Source organism: Enterobacter sp. PTB (genome assembly GCF_051130085.1).
Classification (GTDB): Bacteria; Pseudomonadota; Gammaproteobacteria; order Enterobacterales; family Enterobacteriaceae; genus Enterobacter; species Enterobacter ludwigii.
Window position 1 is genome coordinate 245823 of sequence record NZ_JBDKEE010000003.1, and the last position, 15545, is coordinate 261367.

15 protein-coding genes are annotated in these 15545 nt (G+C 51.8%); 9 read left to right on the forward strand and 6 right to left on the reverse strand.

Features of this window, described 5'->3' with window-relative positions:
* Positions 1-10: 10 nt before the first annotated feature.
* A complete protein-coding gene (locus tag AAIR21_RS05390; RefSeq protein ID WP_121340165.1) occupies positions 11-1522 on the forward strand; it encodes an EAL domain-containing protein in 1512 nt (503 codons plus the stop codon).
* Here AAIR21_RS05390 and AAIR21_RS05395 read toward each other — a convergent pair.
* The 5 genes from AAIR21_RS05395 to icd form a co-directional block, all read right to left on the reverse strand.
* The gene (locus AAIR21_RS05395) at positions 1519-2214 is read right to left on the reverse strand and encodes a hypothetical protein (protein WP_047357289.1); all 696 of its coding nucleotides are present in this window, start codon (positions 2212-2214) and stop codon (positions 1519-1521) included. The two genes, AAIR21_RS05390 and AAIR21_RS05395, sit on opposite strands and share 4 nt — an antisense overlap.
* Before the next feature lie 243 nt (positions 2215-2457).
* Complete coding sequence (locus AAIR21_RS05400) at positions 2458-2703, reverse strand: YmjA family protein (RefSeq protein WP_014169620.1); 246 nt, start codon at positions 2701-2703, stop codon at positions 2458-2460.
* A 76-nt stretch (positions 2704-2779) separates the two neighbouring features.
* Positions 2780-3130 (reverse strand): DUF1304 domain-containing protein, encoded by a 351-nt coding sequence (locus tag AAIR21_RS05405; RefSeq protein WP_020884453.1) that lies wholly within the window; start codon positions 3128-3130, stop codon positions 2780-2782.
* Positions 3131-3328: 198 nt separating this feature from the next.
* Positions 3329-4375, reverse strand: a complete 1047-nt coding sequence (locus AAIR21_RS05410; protein ID WP_121340163.1) for a glycosyl hydrolase — start codon at positions 4373-4375, stop codon at positions 3329-3331.
* Between the two features lie 588 nt (positions 4376-4963).
* Positions 4964-6214: an NADP-dependent isocitrate dehydrogenase gene (gene icd / locus AAIR21_RS05415; RefSeq protein ID WP_014169617.1), complete on the reverse strand. Its 1251-nt coding sequence runs from the start codon at positions 6212-6214 to the stop codon at positions 4964-4966.
* Between the two features lie 117 nt (positions 6215-6331).
* Here icd and rluE point away from each other — a divergent pair, with 117 nt between their 5' ends.
* The 8 genes from rluE (at position 6332) to AAIR21_RS05455 (ending at position 14139) form a co-directional block, all read left to right on the forward strand.
* A complete protein-coding gene (rluE, locus tag AAIR21_RS05420; RefSeq protein WP_032681233.1) occupies positions 6332-6985 on the forward strand; it encodes a 23S rRNA pseudouridine(2457) synthase RluE in 654 nt (217 codons plus the stop codon).
* A 9-nt stretch (positions 6986-6994) separates the two neighbouring features.
* Positions 6995-7468, forward strand: coding sequence for an NUDIX hydrolase (locus tag AAIR21_RS05425; protein WP_020884456.1), 474 nt, complete (start codon positions 6995-6997; stop codon positions 7466-7468).
* 40 nt (positions 7469-7508) lie between these two features.
* Positions 7509-8621 carry a tRNA 2-thiouridine(34) synthase MnmA gene (gene mnmA, locus AAIR21_RS05430; protein WP_032670452.1) on the forward strand — a complete coding sequence of 371 codons (1113 nt, stop codon included), beginning with the start codon at positions 7509-7511 and terminating at the stop codon, positions 8619-8621.
* 27 nt (positions 8622-8648) lie between these two features.
* Positions 8649-9278, forward strand: a complete 630-nt coding sequence (gene hflD, locus AAIR21_RS05435; RefSeq protein ID WP_014169611.1) for a high frequency lysogenization protein HflD — start codon at positions 8649-8651, stop codon at positions 9276-9278.
* Between the two features lie 19 nt (positions 9279-9297).
* Entirely contained in the window at positions 9298-10668 is a 1371-nt protein-coding gene (gene purB, locus AAIR21_RS05440) for an adenylosuccinate lyase (protein ID WP_020884458.1), read from the forward strand.
* A 122-nt stretch (positions 10669-10790) separates the two neighbouring features.
* Entirely contained in the window at positions 10791-11462 is a 672-nt protein-coding gene (gene phoP / locus AAIR21_RS05445) for a two-component system response regulator PhoP (protein ID WP_032670531.1), read from the forward strand.
* Positions 11463-12926, forward strand: a complete 1464-nt coding sequence (gene phoQ, locus AAIR21_RS05450) for a two-component system sensor histidine kinase PhoQ (protein WP_020884647.1) — start codon at positions 11463-11465, stop codon at positions 12924-12926.
* A gap of 91 nt (positions 12927-13017) precedes the next feature.
* Positions 13018-14139 carry a JmjC domain-containing protein gene (locus AAIR21_RS05455; protein WP_434680218.1) on the forward strand — a complete coding sequence of 374 codons (1122 nt, stop codon included), beginning with the start codon at positions 13018-13020 and terminating at the stop codon, positions 14137-14139.
* Between the two features lie 58 nt (positions 14140-14197).
* Here AAIR21_RS05455 and pepT read toward each other — a convergent pair whose 3' ends face one another.
* Positions 14198-15421, reverse strand: a complete 1224-nt coding sequence (pepT, locus tag AAIR21_RS05460; protein ID WP_183516446.1) for a peptidase T — start codon at positions 15419-15421, stop codon at positions 14198-14200.
* Positions 15422-15545 lie beyond the last annotated feature (124 nt).

The following is a 15545-nucleotide window of genomic DNA, read 5'->3' on the forward strand; positions in this document are numbered from 1 at the left end:
CCACTGGAAAATGAAAAAGATCATTGCCGTTGCTATCATTTCAACGTTGCTGGTCGCCCTCTCTCTCTACGCGGTTAATGCGGTTATCGTGGCCCAGCAAAAGAGCAAACAGCTCGAGGTTTCCCATTCCCTTTTGCAATATTCAGAAGTCCTCTCTCAAAGTGTGGCGCAGGCGCTCAAAAGCATTACGACACAGGGTTGTGATAAAAACAGTCTCGATAGTTACAGGCAGATAAAGTTAGATAGCCTCTATTTCGGGGATATCGGTTTTATTGAAAAGGGGAAAATAGCCTGTACTGCTTTTTGGGGTAAACTCGCCACTCCCGTTGCCCTTCCTGCAGAGCTGCATAAAACGCCACGGGGTTTTCTTCTGGCACAGTTTTCCAGAAAAGATTTTTTTACAGGCAATGCGGCAATTTATAATAACGTGATTATATTCACCTCCCGCTATGCTTACGATAAGTTCACGCCGATTACGGCGAACTATTCACTGAGTACGACGACCAAAGATTTCGGCAGAACATTTTTCTCAGCCTCCCCGGTGATAAAAGAACAGAGCTGGCTGCATTCGAATCTGTTTACCTTAACCCTGACGCAGTGCAGCGCCGTATGGGATTTGTGTGTGATCGTGAAGCATCACAACGCAGGGCTGGCTTCGTTGTCGCTGGTGGTGTTTACCCTTCTCACGGCAATTTCGGCTTTCATCTGGATAGCGATCACGCTGTTTTTCTTCCGCATCTATGAAGATCGGTTCTCACTGGAGCGCACGCTGGTTAACGCGGTAAAAGCCAATACCATCAGCGTTAACTACCAACCCATTATTCGAATCCAGGATAAAAAAATGGTGGGCGTTGAAGTTCTGTCGAGATGGCGCGATAACAATCATGGAGAGGTCTCGCCTGAGCTCTTTATTCCCTTAATTAAGAAAATTGGCCTGTATCAAAAGTATTATATCAATATCATCGAAAAATCCCTGGCAGAAATCGCCTCGCTGGCGATTAAACATCAGCTGGTGATTTCATTAAACATTGGTCGAACCGAGATTGAGGACGGGCAATTCATTAAGATTCTGTGTCGTGAGTGTTTAGTGAACAGCATTCCACTCTCCTTGATAAAAGTCGAACTCTCTGAAAAGGCGGTTTCCACTGCGGATGTTCTCGAAGGGTTCTGTCAGGCGTTAAAATCACTGGGTGTGAGAATATCAATTGACGATTTTGGAGTACAAAACTCTAACCTCGCCCGCATATCGCTTCTGGAATACGATGAGATCAAAATAGACAAATCGCTGGTAGATGGTATTAATGAGCATTATAAACAGAATATATTCGTCATCTTTAGTGACGCCCTCGCCAGACTGAATAAAACGCTCGTCTTTGAAGGTGTGGAAAGCGAAACGCAATATCGCTTTATCGCAGACCGGTATCCTGATGCCCTGATTCAGGGATGGTATTTCTCTAAATCACTGACCATTGATGAACTGACGCAGCAACTTAACAACGATAAGCAAAAACCAGCGCGTTAACGTGTCAACATTGACGACGTGACGGCTCTGCATAGCGTCCAGTTATAATTCACGACGTTGAGTTTTAGTTCTCCGCAAACCTCACCGTAACGCTGCATGCGGCGCTCACGGAAAAACGCCCTCAGCGATTCAGGCAGACAGTCTGCCTGGTAGCGCAACAGCGTAGTGTGCCAGAACGGCGCTGGTAAAGGGGTATTGCCATGGCGTAAGCGCAACGCCTCTTGCCAGTCCGTGGTTAACAGACGTTCACAAAACGCCTGCCGCTGCTTCACGGCAAGTGTATCGGGTATGCCTGCAAGCAAGAGCTGGTTGGGCAATGCCACCAGCCTGAGTTCCCGAACCGTGATACCCAGACCGGCAAAAGGGATCCATGCGTCGATAAGCTGATGCGTCTTCGCCGGTAACGGTGCATTCTCGTCGTAGAAAGGGAGCGTTATGGGTACGAAGGTGAAATGGAAGCCGGATGGCGGCTGGAGGTCTACTAACGAGTCGTGGCGGGTCAACGCCCGCAGTTCCCGAAACAACATGTCGACAGACGCGGCCATTTCCGGCTGGAAACCTGTTGCCAGTGCGAGCTTTTGCGTAGCATAAAACGGCTCCCTTACCGCTCCGATACCGTCCCGCTTTTCCCAGAGTGCCAGCGTCTTAGCGTTGGTGTCGTGGTAATGTTTTTCCAGATCAGACGTTTCCATTTCTTTCCTAAAAACATATAGTCGTCACATTCAGACCGTAGATTACCCTGAAGCACACTCTCATTTGGTTAAAACGTGAAAAATTCTCTGTTGTTTCCGCTGGTACTCTTTTTCCTGATCGTTATTTTCGCCCTGCTCATCGGTAAACCCTCAACGCACATCCCGGATAAAAAATGCATGTGGTCCGATAGCGTGATGCTGAGCTGTTTAGCAAAGCATCAGCACAACGGTTTTTGAGGCGGACTATTCATTTCCCCACTGATTGAGGAAGTTCGCAATATCATCAATGCGCGCGCTACGGATGCCGGCTTCACTCGCCATCTCTTGCTGGGCTTCCTCGCTGATCTCTTCATTGTTCGATAAACGGGTGAGCAGCAACTGGAAATAACAGGCAAGAGGATCGCGCTCTGCCTCACTTACCGGCTCCGCGGCTTCCGACGCGTATTCATCGACGATGTCATAATATTTAAGTGGAATTTCATTGTGCATAAACAGTCTCTTCTATGACCTTTAAGGGTAATGCCTGAGTATATCGGACGGCACTCTTAGACCAAAGCCTTGTTAATCAACGCAACCACAATGCAATCAATGCAGCCAGCGCCGGTAAAGCCTGAACATAGAGTATTTTTCGGCTGGCGGTCATGGCACCGTAAATGCCCGCAATCAACACGCAGGTCAAAAAGAAGAAGACCACAGGAACACCGCTTTCACCAAGCCACAGTCCCCAGAGCAGTCCCGCTGCCAGAAAACCGTTATACAACCCCTGATTTGCGGCCAGCACACGGGTGTCGCGTGCAAAATCAGGGCTGAGATTAAATGCCTTGTGGCCTGTTTTTGTGTTCCACAGGAACATTTCCAGCACAAGTATGTAGAGATGAATTAATGCAACAATAGCGACAAGGATCGTAGCTAACATCTTGCAGTCTCCCGCAGGCAGAGGAAAAAAACGGGGACCTTCTGGCCCCCGTTCACGTTTAACCCAGAATCTGGATGACATATTCGCGATGATCGTGTCGCCAGACTCTGAACATTTTAGCATCTTCTATAGCGTTAACGATCGGGCCAGCGACTTCAACCATTTATATGGTGCATCAACGTGACACCGGAACGTACATTAACTCAAAACGCTGCCGTTCCATACATCTCCGAGATTTATTACCCGGTCATTATTGTATGCACCAGAGGCATTCAGGTTTTTCAGCGGGCTCCAGTCATTGTTCCAGGGGATAAACATGGTTGCTTTAGGGTATTTCTGAAGAATAACACTCACTAAGTTTGCATAATCAAACTGGCCGTTAATTGTTGATGGCCCCACTTCTGCAAAGGCAAACGGCTTATTCAATGCCACCATTTCATCGTAACCGTTTACAGTGGCAGGATTGTCTGTATACAAGTCCAGGCCAGTAATATCAACATACTCTGCGCCAGGGTAATAAGATGTCTTATAATCCCGGTTTGCATCAGGAGAGAAGACCCAGAGTAAATTGTTTAACCCTTTCGTTTTAACGAAATAGTTAAAGATATCCTGATACAGGCGTCGATACAGATCCATACGTACAGTATCGTTTGTATTCTCACCGGTTGCCCCCCACCAGAACCACTCGCCATTCATCTCATGCAAGGGTCGATAAAAGACGGTGACACCTTTCTCATTCAGTTGCTGTAGGCCCTGAGCGACCTTATCAAGCATTGCCAGCCAGCGCCCACGCGCCGGTGTTCCAGACTGTAAGATTGCAGAAAATTCATCATTACTCACAGGATGCTTGAGAGCCCCCTTTCCATCACCAGGATTATTCCCCGCAAAACAAGGGTTTGGTAAATGGTGACTGATCGCAACCAGTCCGCCTTTTTTCCAGTGGTCGATCAGATCGGCATTACAACCAAAATCGATCAAACTGGCTTCCTCTCCAGGGGTACAGGCATCCCAGCCACGGGCATAGTCAGCGCTATAAATAGCCGGGAATTTCCCGGTCAGGGCCTGCAGGTCTTTTCCTTGTTGCAGGGAAAAAGCATCGACGCCGCCGATATTGCTATAGCCACCAAAAATACCTGAAATGAGCTTTTTACCCTGTCGATCGGACAGACCACTCAACCACTGATAAATCATTTTCGCATTATTATCTGCAGACTGATTTGCGGGTACTACAGTAAAAGTACTCATTTATAGAATATCCTTACGTCTCGATTGGAAAATACATGGCAATGAATGACCATGCGTGTTTGCTACGTACACAATAAAACCGACATTACCCGGCTTTATTTTTTCGTACAGTTTGTCTGGCTTTTCCCACTACCGCGGAAAGTGCCAGCACAGCAATACCGTTTGATTAAATAACTTGCTGCGACAGGGATATTTATATCAGCCGCCTGCTTAAAATGATGCTAATTCACGTTGTGCTATCTCCCGTAATACGAGTGATATTCCGCACACCAGAAAGTTATGCTGACAACAGAATTAATGAGGGTTTCACCGTAATCGTCGTACCCGATAAGTTAGATCAGGTATTCATGAGCGCGGCACCGGGTGAGGCCGGACACCATAACAATGAATTTAGTGAGACGTGGAATTAAGATATACAAGAAATTTTGGGGCATACATCGCCGAATCAGACGACGAAAGCGCATGATGGCCCGGTAAAGCGTGGACGGTAAATGCTATTGAAGGGAGGGGTTTTGATAACCGTACGAAGTCGAATAATAAAAAACGGGAACCCATCGGCTCCCGTTCTTGTTTAACCCAGCAAGTGGATTACATGTTCGCGATAATCGCGTCGCCAAACTCTGAGCATTTCAGCAGCTTAGCGCCTTCCATCAAACGTTCGAAATCGTACGTTACGGTTTTGGCGTTAATCGCGCCTTCCATACCTTTAACGATCAGGTCTGCCGCTTCGAACCATTCCATATGACGGAGCATCATTTCTGCAGACAGGATGATAGAACCTGGATTCACTTTATCCTGGCCGGCATATTTTGGTGCCGTACCGTGGGTCGCTTCGAACAGTGCGCACTCGTCACCGATGTTCGCACCAGGGGCGATACCAATACCACCAACCTGCGCCGCCAGGGCGTCGGAGATGTAGTCACCGTTCAGGTTCATACAGGCGATAACGTCATATTCAGCAGGACGCAGCAGGATCTGCTGCAGGAACGCATCGGCGATCACATCTTTAATGATGATCTCTTTGCCGGTGTTCGGGTTCTTGATCTTCTGCCATGGACCACCGTCAATCAGCTCACCACCGAACTCTTCCATCGCCAGCTGGTAGCCCCAGTCTTTGAATGCGCCTTCGGTGAACTTCATGATGTTGCCTTTGTGAACCAGCGTCACAGAGTCACGGTCGTTGGTGATCGCGTATTCAATGGCCGCACGCACCAGACGTTTAGTCCCTTCTTCGGAGCAAGGCTTGATACCGATACCGCAATGCTCAGGGAAGCGAATTTTCTTCACGCCCATCTCTTCGCGCAGGAATTTAATCACTTTCTCTGCGTCAGCAGAGTCCGCTTTCCACTCGATGCCCGCGTAGATGTCTTCTGAGTTTTCGCGGAAGATAACCATGTCGGTCAGTTCAGGGTGCTTAACCGGGCTTGGGGTGCCCTGATAGTAACGAACCGGACGCAGACACACGTACAGGTCCAGCTCCTGACGCAGCGCAACGTTCAGGGAACGAATACCGCCACCGACTGGAGTTGTCAGAGGGCCTTTAATAGCAACGCGGTAGTCGCGGATCAGGTCCAGCGTTTCAGCTGGCAGCCAAACGTCCTGGCCATAAACTTGAGTAGATTTTTCACCGGTGTAAATTTCCATCCAGGAAATTTTACGCTCGCCTTTGTAGGCTTTCTCAACAGCGGCATCAACCACTTTCAGCATTGCCGGGGTAACGTCTACACCGATACCGTCACCTTCGATGAACGGGATAATCGGATTGTGAGGAACGTTAATCTTGCCGTTTTGCAGGGTGATCTTTTTACCTTCCGCCGGAACAACTACTTTGCTTTCCATTAACCTCTCCTTCGAGCGCTTCTGGTTGTTACTGATCTTATGTTAATAAATTGTAATGAGCCCTTCGATAGTACCTGATTGTCCGACGCCATGAAAGGTCTTCGTTAATAGGCTATAATGCGGCAATTGATAACGTCTGAAAATACCATGAAGAAAACTTCTTTTACAAAACACCGGGTTGAGCGATTCAGCTCACGACAAGCCGCCAGAAGACCACAAGAATCCCAGCCAAAGCGGGTTATTTTGTTCAATAAACCCTACGATGTTTTGCCGCAGTTTACTGACGAAGCCGGACGCAGCACGCTGAAGGATTACATTCCTGTTCAGGGCGTCTACGCCGCCGGCCGTCTGGACCGGGATAGCGAAGGACTTCTGGTCTTAACCAACGATGGTGCCTTACAGGCCAGGCTCACTCAGCCGGGCAAACGCACGGGAAAGATTTACTTCGTCCAGGTTGAAGGTGAACCGGATGAAGAGACGCTGGCGACATTACGCCGCGGCGTGACGTTAAACGATGGTCCTACCTTGCCTGCAGGTATTGAGCTCGTCAGCGAGCCGGAATGGCTGTGGCCACGCACGCCGCCGATCCGCGAGCGCAAATCCATCCCGACGAGCTGGCTCAAGATCACCCTTTATGAAGGCCGTAATCGCCAGGTGCGTCGGATGACCGCACACGTGGGCTTCCCTACCCTGCGACTTATTCGCTACGCCATGGGCAACTACACCCTGGATTCACTGGCAAACGGTGAATGGCGGGACGTTACCCCTTAAGGAGTCACTATGTTTAAACCGCATGTCACGGTCGCCTGCGTGGTTCACGCGCAAGGTAAGTTTTTGGTCGTAGAAGAGAGTATTAACGGCAAGGCGCTCTGGAACCAGCCAGCCGGGCACCTTGAAGCCAATGAAACCTTACTGCAGGCCGCCAAACGCGAACTGTGGGAAGAGACCGGTATCCACGCGGAGCCGCAGCACTTCATCCGTATGCACCAGTGGATTGCCCCTGATCACACTCCGTTCCTGCGCTTTTTATTTGCCGTCGAGCTTAGCGAAACGTGCGCCACAGAGCCGCAGGACGATGATATCGATCGCTGCCTGTGGGTCACTGCCGAAGAGATCCTGAACGCGCCAAACCTGCGCTCGCCGCTGGTTGCCGAGAGTATCCGCTGCTGGCAGTCTGCTGGTCGCCTGCCGCTTGAGGTGATTGGAGAATTTAACTGGCCGTTTACAGAGGGTGCCAATGGTGGGGGGGCGTGATAGAATACGCCGCCTTGAAGTTCAATGTCGTGAGTATTCCATGTCAGATAACAGCCAGAAAAAAGTGATCGTCGGCATGTCCGGCGGTGTCGATTCCTCCGTTTCCGCCTACCTGTTGCAACAACAGGGCTATAAGGTGGAGGGCCTGTTCATGAAGAACTGGGAGGAAGATGATGGCGAGGAATATTGCACTGCTGCTGCGGATCTCGCCGATGCGCAGGCGGTGTGCGATAAGCTGGGCATTGAACTGCACACCGTTAACTTTGCCGCAGAATACTGGGACAACGTCTTCGAGCTTTTCCTGGAAGAGTACAAAGCCGGTCGTACCCCGAACCCGGACATTCTGTGCAACAAAGAAATCAAATTTAAAGCCTTCCTGGAATTCGCCGCAGAAGATCTGGGCGCAGACTATATTGCGACCGGGCACTACGTGCGTCGTGCCGATGTGAATGGCAAAAGTCAGCTGCTGCGCGGTCTGGATGGCAACAAAGATCAAAGCTACTTCCTTTATACACTCAGCCACGAACAGATTGCGCAAAGCCTGTTCCCGGTAGGCGAGCTTGAAAAGCCGCAGGTGCGTAAAATCGCCGAAGAGCTGGATCTGATCACTGCTAAGAAAAAAGACTCTACCGGTATCTGTTTTATCGGCGAGCGTAAATTCCGCGACTTCCTTGGTCGTTACCTGCCGGCACAGCCGGGCAAAATCGTTACCGTCGACGGTGATGAGATTGGTCAACATCAGGGGCTGATGTACCACACGCTGGGCCAGCGTAAAGGGCTGGGTATTGGCGGCACCAAAGAAGGCAGCGAAGATCCGTGGTATGTCGTAGATAAAGATGTCGAAAACAATATTCTGGTTGTTGCTCAGGGTCACGACCATCCGCGTCTGATGTCCGTCGGCCTCATCGCACAACAGCTGCACTGGGTCGATCGTGAGCCGCTGAAGGGTACGCTGCGCTGCACGGTAAAAACACGCTATCGCCAGACCGATATCCCTTGTACCGTCACCGCGCTGGATGATGAACGCATTGATGTGCGTTTCGACGAGCCGGTTGCGGCGGTCACCCCAGGCCAGTCCGCCGTATTCTACAGCGGCGAAATCTGTCTGGGCGGCGGGATCATTGAACAGCGCCTGCCGCTGCCGGCCGTTTAACACGATTGCACACATAAAGGAGAACGTGTGGCGAAGAACTATTATGACATCACCCTGGCACTGGCTGGAATTTGCCAGTCTGCCCGTCTGGTGCAACAGCTGGCGCATCAGGGTCATTGCGATGCTGACGCGCTGCACGTTTCACTCAACAGCGTTATCGACCTCAACCCCGGTTCGACTCTGGGTGTCTTCGGTGGGAGTGAAACCAATCTTCGTCTCGGTCTTGAAACTTTGCTTGGCGTGCTTAACGCCAGTAGCCGTCAGGGGTTGAACGCGGAGCTGACCCGCTACACGTTAAGCCTGATGGTGCTGGAGCGTAAGCTCAGCGCGGCTAAAGGCGCGCTTGATACGCTCGGTGACCGCATTGCCGGGCTGCAGCGCCAGCTCGACCATTTTGATCTGCAGTCCGAAACGCTGCTCAGTGCGATGGCCGGCATTTATGTTGACGTCATCAGCCCGCTGGGCCCACGTATTCAGGTCACCGGCTCTCCTGCCGTGCTGCAAAGCCCGCAGGTTCAGGCAAAAGTCCGCGCCTCCCTGCTGGCGGGTATTCGTGCCGCCGTGCTGTGGCATCAGGTTGGCGGTGGCCGCCTGCAGTTAATGTTTTCTCGTAATCGCCTGACGACTCAGGCAAAACAAATTCTTGCTCATTGTTAACCTCCCGGAGTTGCGAATTATGGAATTATCCTCACTGACCGCCGTATCCCCTGTAGATGGACGCTACGGCGATAAAGTCAGCGCGCTGCGCGGGATCTTCAGCGAATATGGTTTGCTGAAGTTCCGTGTTCAGGTTGAAGTACGCTGGCTGCAAAAGCTGGCCGCCCAGGCAGCAATCAAGGAAGTTCCTGCTTTTGACGCCCAGGCAAACGATTACCTCGATAAAATCGTTGCTGACTTCAACGAAGAAGATGCTGCGCGCATTAAAACTATTGAGCGCACCACCAACCATGACGTAAAAGCGGTTGAGTATTTCCTGAAAGAGAAAGTGGCAAGCGTGCCTGCGCTGCATGCCGTGTCTGAATTCATTCACTTCGCCTGCACCTCAGAAGACATTAACAACCTGTCTCATGCGCTGATGCTCTCCACCGCGCGCAAAGACGTGGTGCTGCCTTACTGGCGTAAAATCATCGACGCGGTAAAAGCACTGTCTGTCGAATATCGTGATATTCCGCTGCTGTCCCGTACCCACGGTCAGCCGGCCACTCCCTCCACGATGGGTAAAGAGATGGCAAACGTGGCGTACCGTATGGAACGTCAGTATCGTCAGCTGGAACAGGTCGAAATTCTGGGTAAAATCAACGGTGCGGTAGGTAACTACAACGCCCACATCGCCGCCTACCCGGAAGTGGACTGGCATCAGTTCAGCGAAGCGTTCGTGACCTCTCTGGGCATTCAGTGGAACCCGTACACCACCCAGATTGAGCCGCACGATTATATCGCGGAACTGTTTGACTGCATCGCTCGCTTCAACACCATTCTGATCGATTTCGATCGTGACGTGTGGGGTTACATCGCGCTGAACCACTTCAAACAGAAGACCATCGCCGGTGAAATTGGCTCCTCAACCATGCCGCACAAAGTCAACCCAATCGACTTCGAAAACTCCGAAGGCAACCTGGGTCTGGCGAATGCGGTGCTGCAGCACATGGCGAGCAAACTGCCGGTTTCCCGCTGGCAGCGCGACCTGACTGACTCCACCGTGCTGCGTAACCTGGGCGTGGGTATCGGCTACGCGCTAATCGCGTATCAGTCCACCCTGAAAGGTGTAAGCAAACTGGAAGTGAACCGCGACCGTCTGCTGGACGAGCTGGATCACAACTGGGAAGTGCTGGCAGAGCCCATTCAGACCGTCATGCGTCGTTATGGCATTGAAAAACCGTACGAGAAACTGAAAGAGCTGACGCGCGGCAAACGCGTAGACGCCGAAGGCATGAAACAGTTTATCGACAGTCTGGAACTGCCAGAAGACGAGAAAACCCGCCTGAAAGCGATGACCCCGGCAAACTATATCGGCCGTGCCATCACCATGGTTGACGAGCTGAAGTAACCTCCCTTCCCCCTTTCCGCCTGGAAAGGGGGCTGCTTTTCCCCGGTTTACTTAATGTTTATCCCCACAACAACATAATCAGCGTTAAACTATTCATACCATTCATATAGGGAGAAAAGATGATGCGCGTACTGGTTGTTGAGGATAACGCATTGCTACGCCATCACCTGAAGGTTCAGCTTCAGGAGATGGGACATCAGGTGGACGATGCCGAAGATGCAAAAGAAGCCGATTATTATCTCAATGAGCACCTGCCGGACATCGCCATCGTCGACCTCGGATTGCCTGATGAAGACGGTTTGTCGTTGATTCGTCGCTGGCGCAGCCATGATGTCTCCCTTCCGGTTCTGGTGTTGACCGCACGTGAAGGCTGGCAGGACAAGGTTGAAGTGCTCAGCGCGGGCGCGGATGATTACGTCACCAAGCCGTTTCACATCGAAGAAGTGGCGGCACGCATGCAGGCACTGCTACGCCGCAACAGCGGCCTGGCCTCCCAGGTGATTTCGATTCCCCCTTTCCAGGTTGATCTCTCCCGTCGTGAATTCTCGATCAATAATGAAGTCATTAAGCTGACCGCGTTTGAATACACCATCATGGAAACGTTAATCCGCAACAGCGGCAAAGTGGTGAGCAAAGACTCCTTAATGCTTCAGCTTTATCCGGATGCCGAGCTGCGTGAGAGCCACACGATTGATGTGTTGATGGGACGTCTGCGCAAGAAAATTCAGGCGGAGTACCCGCAGGACGTGATCACGACCGTCCGTGGTCAGGGTTATCTGTTCGAAATACGCTAAATGAAAGGGATCTTGCGTCATATTCTGCCCCTCTCGCTGCGGGTTCGCTTTTTACTGGCAACGGCCGCCGTCGTGCTGGTGTTATCCCTCTCCTACGGCATGGTGGCTCTGGTGGGCTACAGCGTCAGTTTTGATAAAACAACTTTTCGACTGTTGCGTGGTGAAAGCAACCTGTTTTATACCCTGGCGAAATGGGAAAACAACACGATCACCGTCGAAATGCCGGAAAACCTTAACCAGCAAAGCCCGACGCTGGCCCTGATTTATAACGAAAAGGGAAAACTACTTTGGGCACAACGCGATATTCCATGGCTGGTTAAAAGTATTCGTCCGGAATGGCTTAAGACCAATGGTTTCCACGAACTTGAAGCCGATCTGAACACCACCAGCTCGCTGCTGCGCGAGGACCGCTCCCTGCAGCAAAAGCTGAATGAGATCCGCGCAGACGATGCCGAAACAGAAATGACGCATTCCGTGGCGATTAACCTCTACCCGGCCACGATGAACATGCCGCAGTTAACCATCGTGGTGGTCGATACCATCCCGGTCGAACTTAAACGTTCTTATATGGTATGGAACTGGTTCGTCTATGTTCTGGCCGCGAATCTGCTGCTGGTGATCCCGCTGCTGTGGCTCGCCGCGTGGTGGAGTTTACGCCCCATCGAATCGCTGGCGAGAGAGGTGCGCGAGCTGGAAGAACATCATCGTGAGAAGCTCAACCCGGAGACTACCCGCGAGCTGACAAGCCTGGTGCGTAACCTCAACCGTCTGCTGAAAAGCGAACGTGAGCGCTATGATAAATATCGCACCACCCTCACCGACCTCACGCATAGCCTGAAAACGCCGCTGGCGGTGATGCAAAGTACCCTGCGTTCGATGCGCAGCTCAAAGCTGAGCGTTGATGACGCCGAGCCGGTGATGCTGGAACAGATCAGCCGTATTTCTCAGCAAATTGGTTACTATCTGCACCGTGCCAGCATGCGTTCCGGCAGCGCGTTATTGAGCCGCGAACTGCATCCTGTGGCACCGCTTCTGGATAACCTCACCTCCGCGCTCAACAAGGTTTACCAGCGCAAAGGGGTCAATATCAGCCTCGATATCTCTCCCGAAATCAGCTTTGTTGGTGAAAAAAATGATTTCATGGAAGTGATGGGCAATTTGCTGGATAACGCCTGTAAATATTGCCTGGAATTCGTGGAAGTTTCCGCGCGTCAGACGGATAACGAATTGCATATTATCGTTGAGGATGATGGCCCGGGGATCCCACGCAATAAACGTGATGTGGTATTCGACCGCGGTCAGCGTGCGGATACGTTACGCCCCGGCCAGGGGGTTGGGTTAGCGGTGGCACGCGAAATCGTCGACCAGTACGACGGAAAAATTGAAACCGAAGACAGTTTACTCGGAGGCGCCAGAATGGAGGTCATTTTCGGTCGCCAGCAGCCCATATCGAACGATAGTTAACCCGTTATGTGAAAAATGCGAGGATCTCGCACCCAGGCTCCTGTGCTTCCGTTATAATCCGAGTCAGTAAGAGCCTGCGGAATAAAAAAATATGGATTATCACTTAACACTTAACTGGCCCGAATTTATTGAACGTTACTGGCAGAAACGCCCGGTCGTTCTTAAACGCGGGTTCAGCAATTTTGTCGATCCTCTCTCCCCTGACGAACTGGCCGGTCTTGCCATGGAGAGTGAAGTCGACAGCCGCCTGGTAAGCCACCAGGACGGGAAATGGCAGGTCAGCCACGGTCCTTTCGAAAGCTACGATCACCTCGGTGAAAACAACTGGTCATTACTGGTTCAGGCGGTTAACCACTGGCATGAACCGACTGCGGCGTTAATGCGTCCGTTCCGCGCCCTGCCCGACTGGCGAATGGACGATCTGATGATCTCCTTCTCCGTGCCAGGAGGGGGCATTGGTCCGCATCTGGACCAGTACGACGTGTTTATCATTCAGGGTACAGGCCGCCGGCGCTGGCGCGTGGGCGACAAAGTGCCGATGAAACAGCACTGCCCGCATCCGGACCTGCTTCAGGTCGATCCGTTTGAAGGGATTATCGATGAAGAGCTGGAGCCGGGTGATATTCTCTATATCCCACCAGGGTTCCCGCACGAAGGGTATTCGCTGGAAAACTCGCTGAACTACTCCGTCGGATTCCGCGCACCAAGCGGTCGCGAAATGATCAGCGGCTTTGCTGACTACGTGCTGCAGCGTGAACTGGGCAGCCATCGTTACAGCGATCCGGATGTGCCTGCGCGCGAGCACCCGGCTGATATTGTGCCAGCCGAACTGGACAAGCTTCGCGGCATGATGCTGGATTTGATCAATGAACCGGCGCATTTCAGCCAGTGGTTTGGTGAGTTTATCAGCCAGTCACGCCATGAGCTGGATGTGGCACCGCCAGAGCCGCCATACCAGGCCGACGAGATTTATGACGCACTGCAACAGGGCGACAAACTGGTTCGTCTGGGCGGGTTGCGCGTACTGCGCATCGGTGAAGATGTTTTCGTTAACGGCGAGAAGCTGGACTCCCCTCACCGTCCGGCGCTGGAGGCTATTGCCAGCCACCTGACCTTAACGGCCGATACCTTTGGCGATGCGCTGGAAGATCCCTCTTTCCTCGCGATGCTCGCCGCGCTGGTGAACAGCGGGTACTGGTTCTTTGAGGACTAAACCGTAAAGAAAAGCGTGCCGGGTGGCGGCTTCGCCTGACCCGGCCTTTTTTTTGTCATTACCGCGCCGCGGTCAGCTCCGCAATTCGCACAATCACCTTCACCGCTTTTTCCATTCCTTCCAGCGTCACGAACTCGTGCTTGCCGTGATAGTTGTAGCCACCGGTAAACAGATTCGGGCAAGGCAGCCCCATGAACGACAGCTGCGAACCGTCTGTGCCACCACGAATCGGTTTTAACAGCGGTTCAATATCACAGTCACGCATTGCCTGCTGCGCGATATCGAGGATATGCGGATGCGCCATCACTTTCTCGCGCATATTGTAGTAGCTGTCTTCAATAATCAGCTCGATATAGCAATCCGGATGCAGGCCCTTACCGACCTTTTTGGCTATCTCCATCATCTTACGTTTACGCGCTTCAAATGCTTTACGGTCAAAGTCGCGAATGATGTAGTGCATCTGCGCACTGTCTACGGTGCCTTTAATGCTGGTCAGGTGATAAAAACCTTCATAACCGTCGGTCTGTTCCGGGCTCTCTTCTGGCGGAACTTCCGCATGAATACGCGACGCCAGCGACAACGCATTCACCATGACCCCTTTGGCAGAGCCAGGATGAACGTTGTTTCCGACGATTTTGATTGTCACGGACGCGGCGTTGAAATTCTCGAACTCCAGTTCCCCTACGCCGCCACCGTCGACGGTATAGGCCCACTTTGCGTTAAAGGCATCTACGTCGAAGTGTTTTGCCCCCTTGCCGACCTCTTCATCCGGCGTAAAGGCGACACGGATATCCCCGTGCGGGATATTTTTCTCTTTCAGCACCGCCAGCGCCGTCATGATCTCGGCAATCCCCGCTTTGTCATCGGCACCCAGCAGCGTTTTGCCGTCGGTGGTGATGAGCGTCTGACCGAGCAGCTGGTGCAGCACCGGGAACATCACCGGCGACAGTACTTCGTCACCAATCCCCAGCGCAATGTCGCCGCCGCGGTAGTTTTCAACAATCTGTGGGTTCACATGTTTACCGCTAAAATCCGGAGAGGTGTCGACATGGGAGATAAAGCCAATCGCCGGGATATCACCGGAGATATTCGCAGGCAGCGTTCCCATCACAGTGCCTTTCTCGCTTAACGTGACGTTAACCAGCCCCATGGCGTCGAGCTGCTCTTTGAGCAGGTTTAATAACTTCCACTGGCCTTCGGTGCTTGGCACCTGGCGGACACCCGGTTTAGATTGGGTATCCAGCGAAACGTACTGTAAAAAACGCTCAAGTAATTTATCCATGCAGTCACCCTCACTTTTTGTGACAACATTATCAATAAGCATCAAAAGGCAAATATTGCGTCAGGTCACTTTTATCCCGCAAACGAGAATATTTTCCGTTTATATCGTATCCGTTAGTAAATGT

Excerpts from the sequence above, each read along its gene's own strand:
- AAIR21_RS05390 (WP_121340165.1), top strand. The coding sequence starts at position 11 with ATGAAAAAGATCATTGCCGTTGCTATCATTTCAACGTTGCTGGTCGCC.
- AAIR21_RS05395 (WP_047357289.1), bottom strand. The coding sequence starts at position 2,214 with ATGGAAACGTCTGATCTGGAAAAACATTACCACGACACCAACGCTAAG.
- AAIR21_RS05400 (WP_014169620.1), bottom strand. The coding sequence starts at position 2,703 with ATGCACAATGAAATTCCACTTAAATATTATGACATCGTCGATGAATAC.
- AAIR21_RS05405 (WP_020884453.1), bottom strand. The coding sequence starts at position 3,130 with ATGTTAGCTACGATCCTTGTCGCTATTGTTGCATTAATTCATCTCTAC.
- AAIR21_RS05410 (WP_121340163.1), bottom strand. The coding sequence starts at position 4,375 with ATGAGTACTTTTACTGTAGTACCCGCAAATCAGTCTGCAGATAATAAT.
- icd (WP_014169617.1), bottom strand. The coding sequence starts at position 6,214 with ATGGAAAGCAAAGTAGTTGTTCCGGCGGAAGGTAAAAAGATCACCCTG.
- rluE (WP_032681233.1), top strand. The coding sequence starts at position 6,332 with ATGCGGCAATTGATAACGTCTGAAAATACCATGAAGAAAACTTCTTTT.
- AAIR21_RS05425 (WP_020884456.1), top strand. The coding sequence starts at position 6,995 with ATGTTTAAACCGCATGTCACGGTCGCCTGCGTGGTTCACGCGCAAGGT.
- mnmA (WP_032670452.1), top strand. The coding sequence starts at position 7,509 with ATGTCAGATAACAGCCAGAAAAAAGTGATCGTCGGCATGTCCGGCGGT.
- purB (WP_020884458.1), top strand. The coding sequence starts at position 9,298 with ATGGAATTATCCTCACTGACCGCCGTATCCCCTGTAGATGGACGCTAC.
- phoP (WP_032670531.1), top strand. The coding sequence starts at position 10,791 with ATGCGCGTACTGGTTGTTGAGGATAACGCATTGCTACGCCATCACCTG.
- phoQ (WP_020884647.1), top strand. The coding sequence starts at position 11,463 with ATGAAAGGGATCTTGCGTCATATTCTGCCCCTCTCGCTGCGGGTTCGC.
- AAIR21_RS05455 (WP_434680218.1), top strand. The coding sequence starts at position 13,018 with ATGGATTATCACTTAACACTTAACTGGCCCGAATTTATTGAACGTTAC.
- pepT (WP_183516446.1), bottom strand. The coding sequence starts at position 15,421 with ATGGATAAATTACTTGAGCGTTTTTTACAGTACGTTTCGCTGGATACC.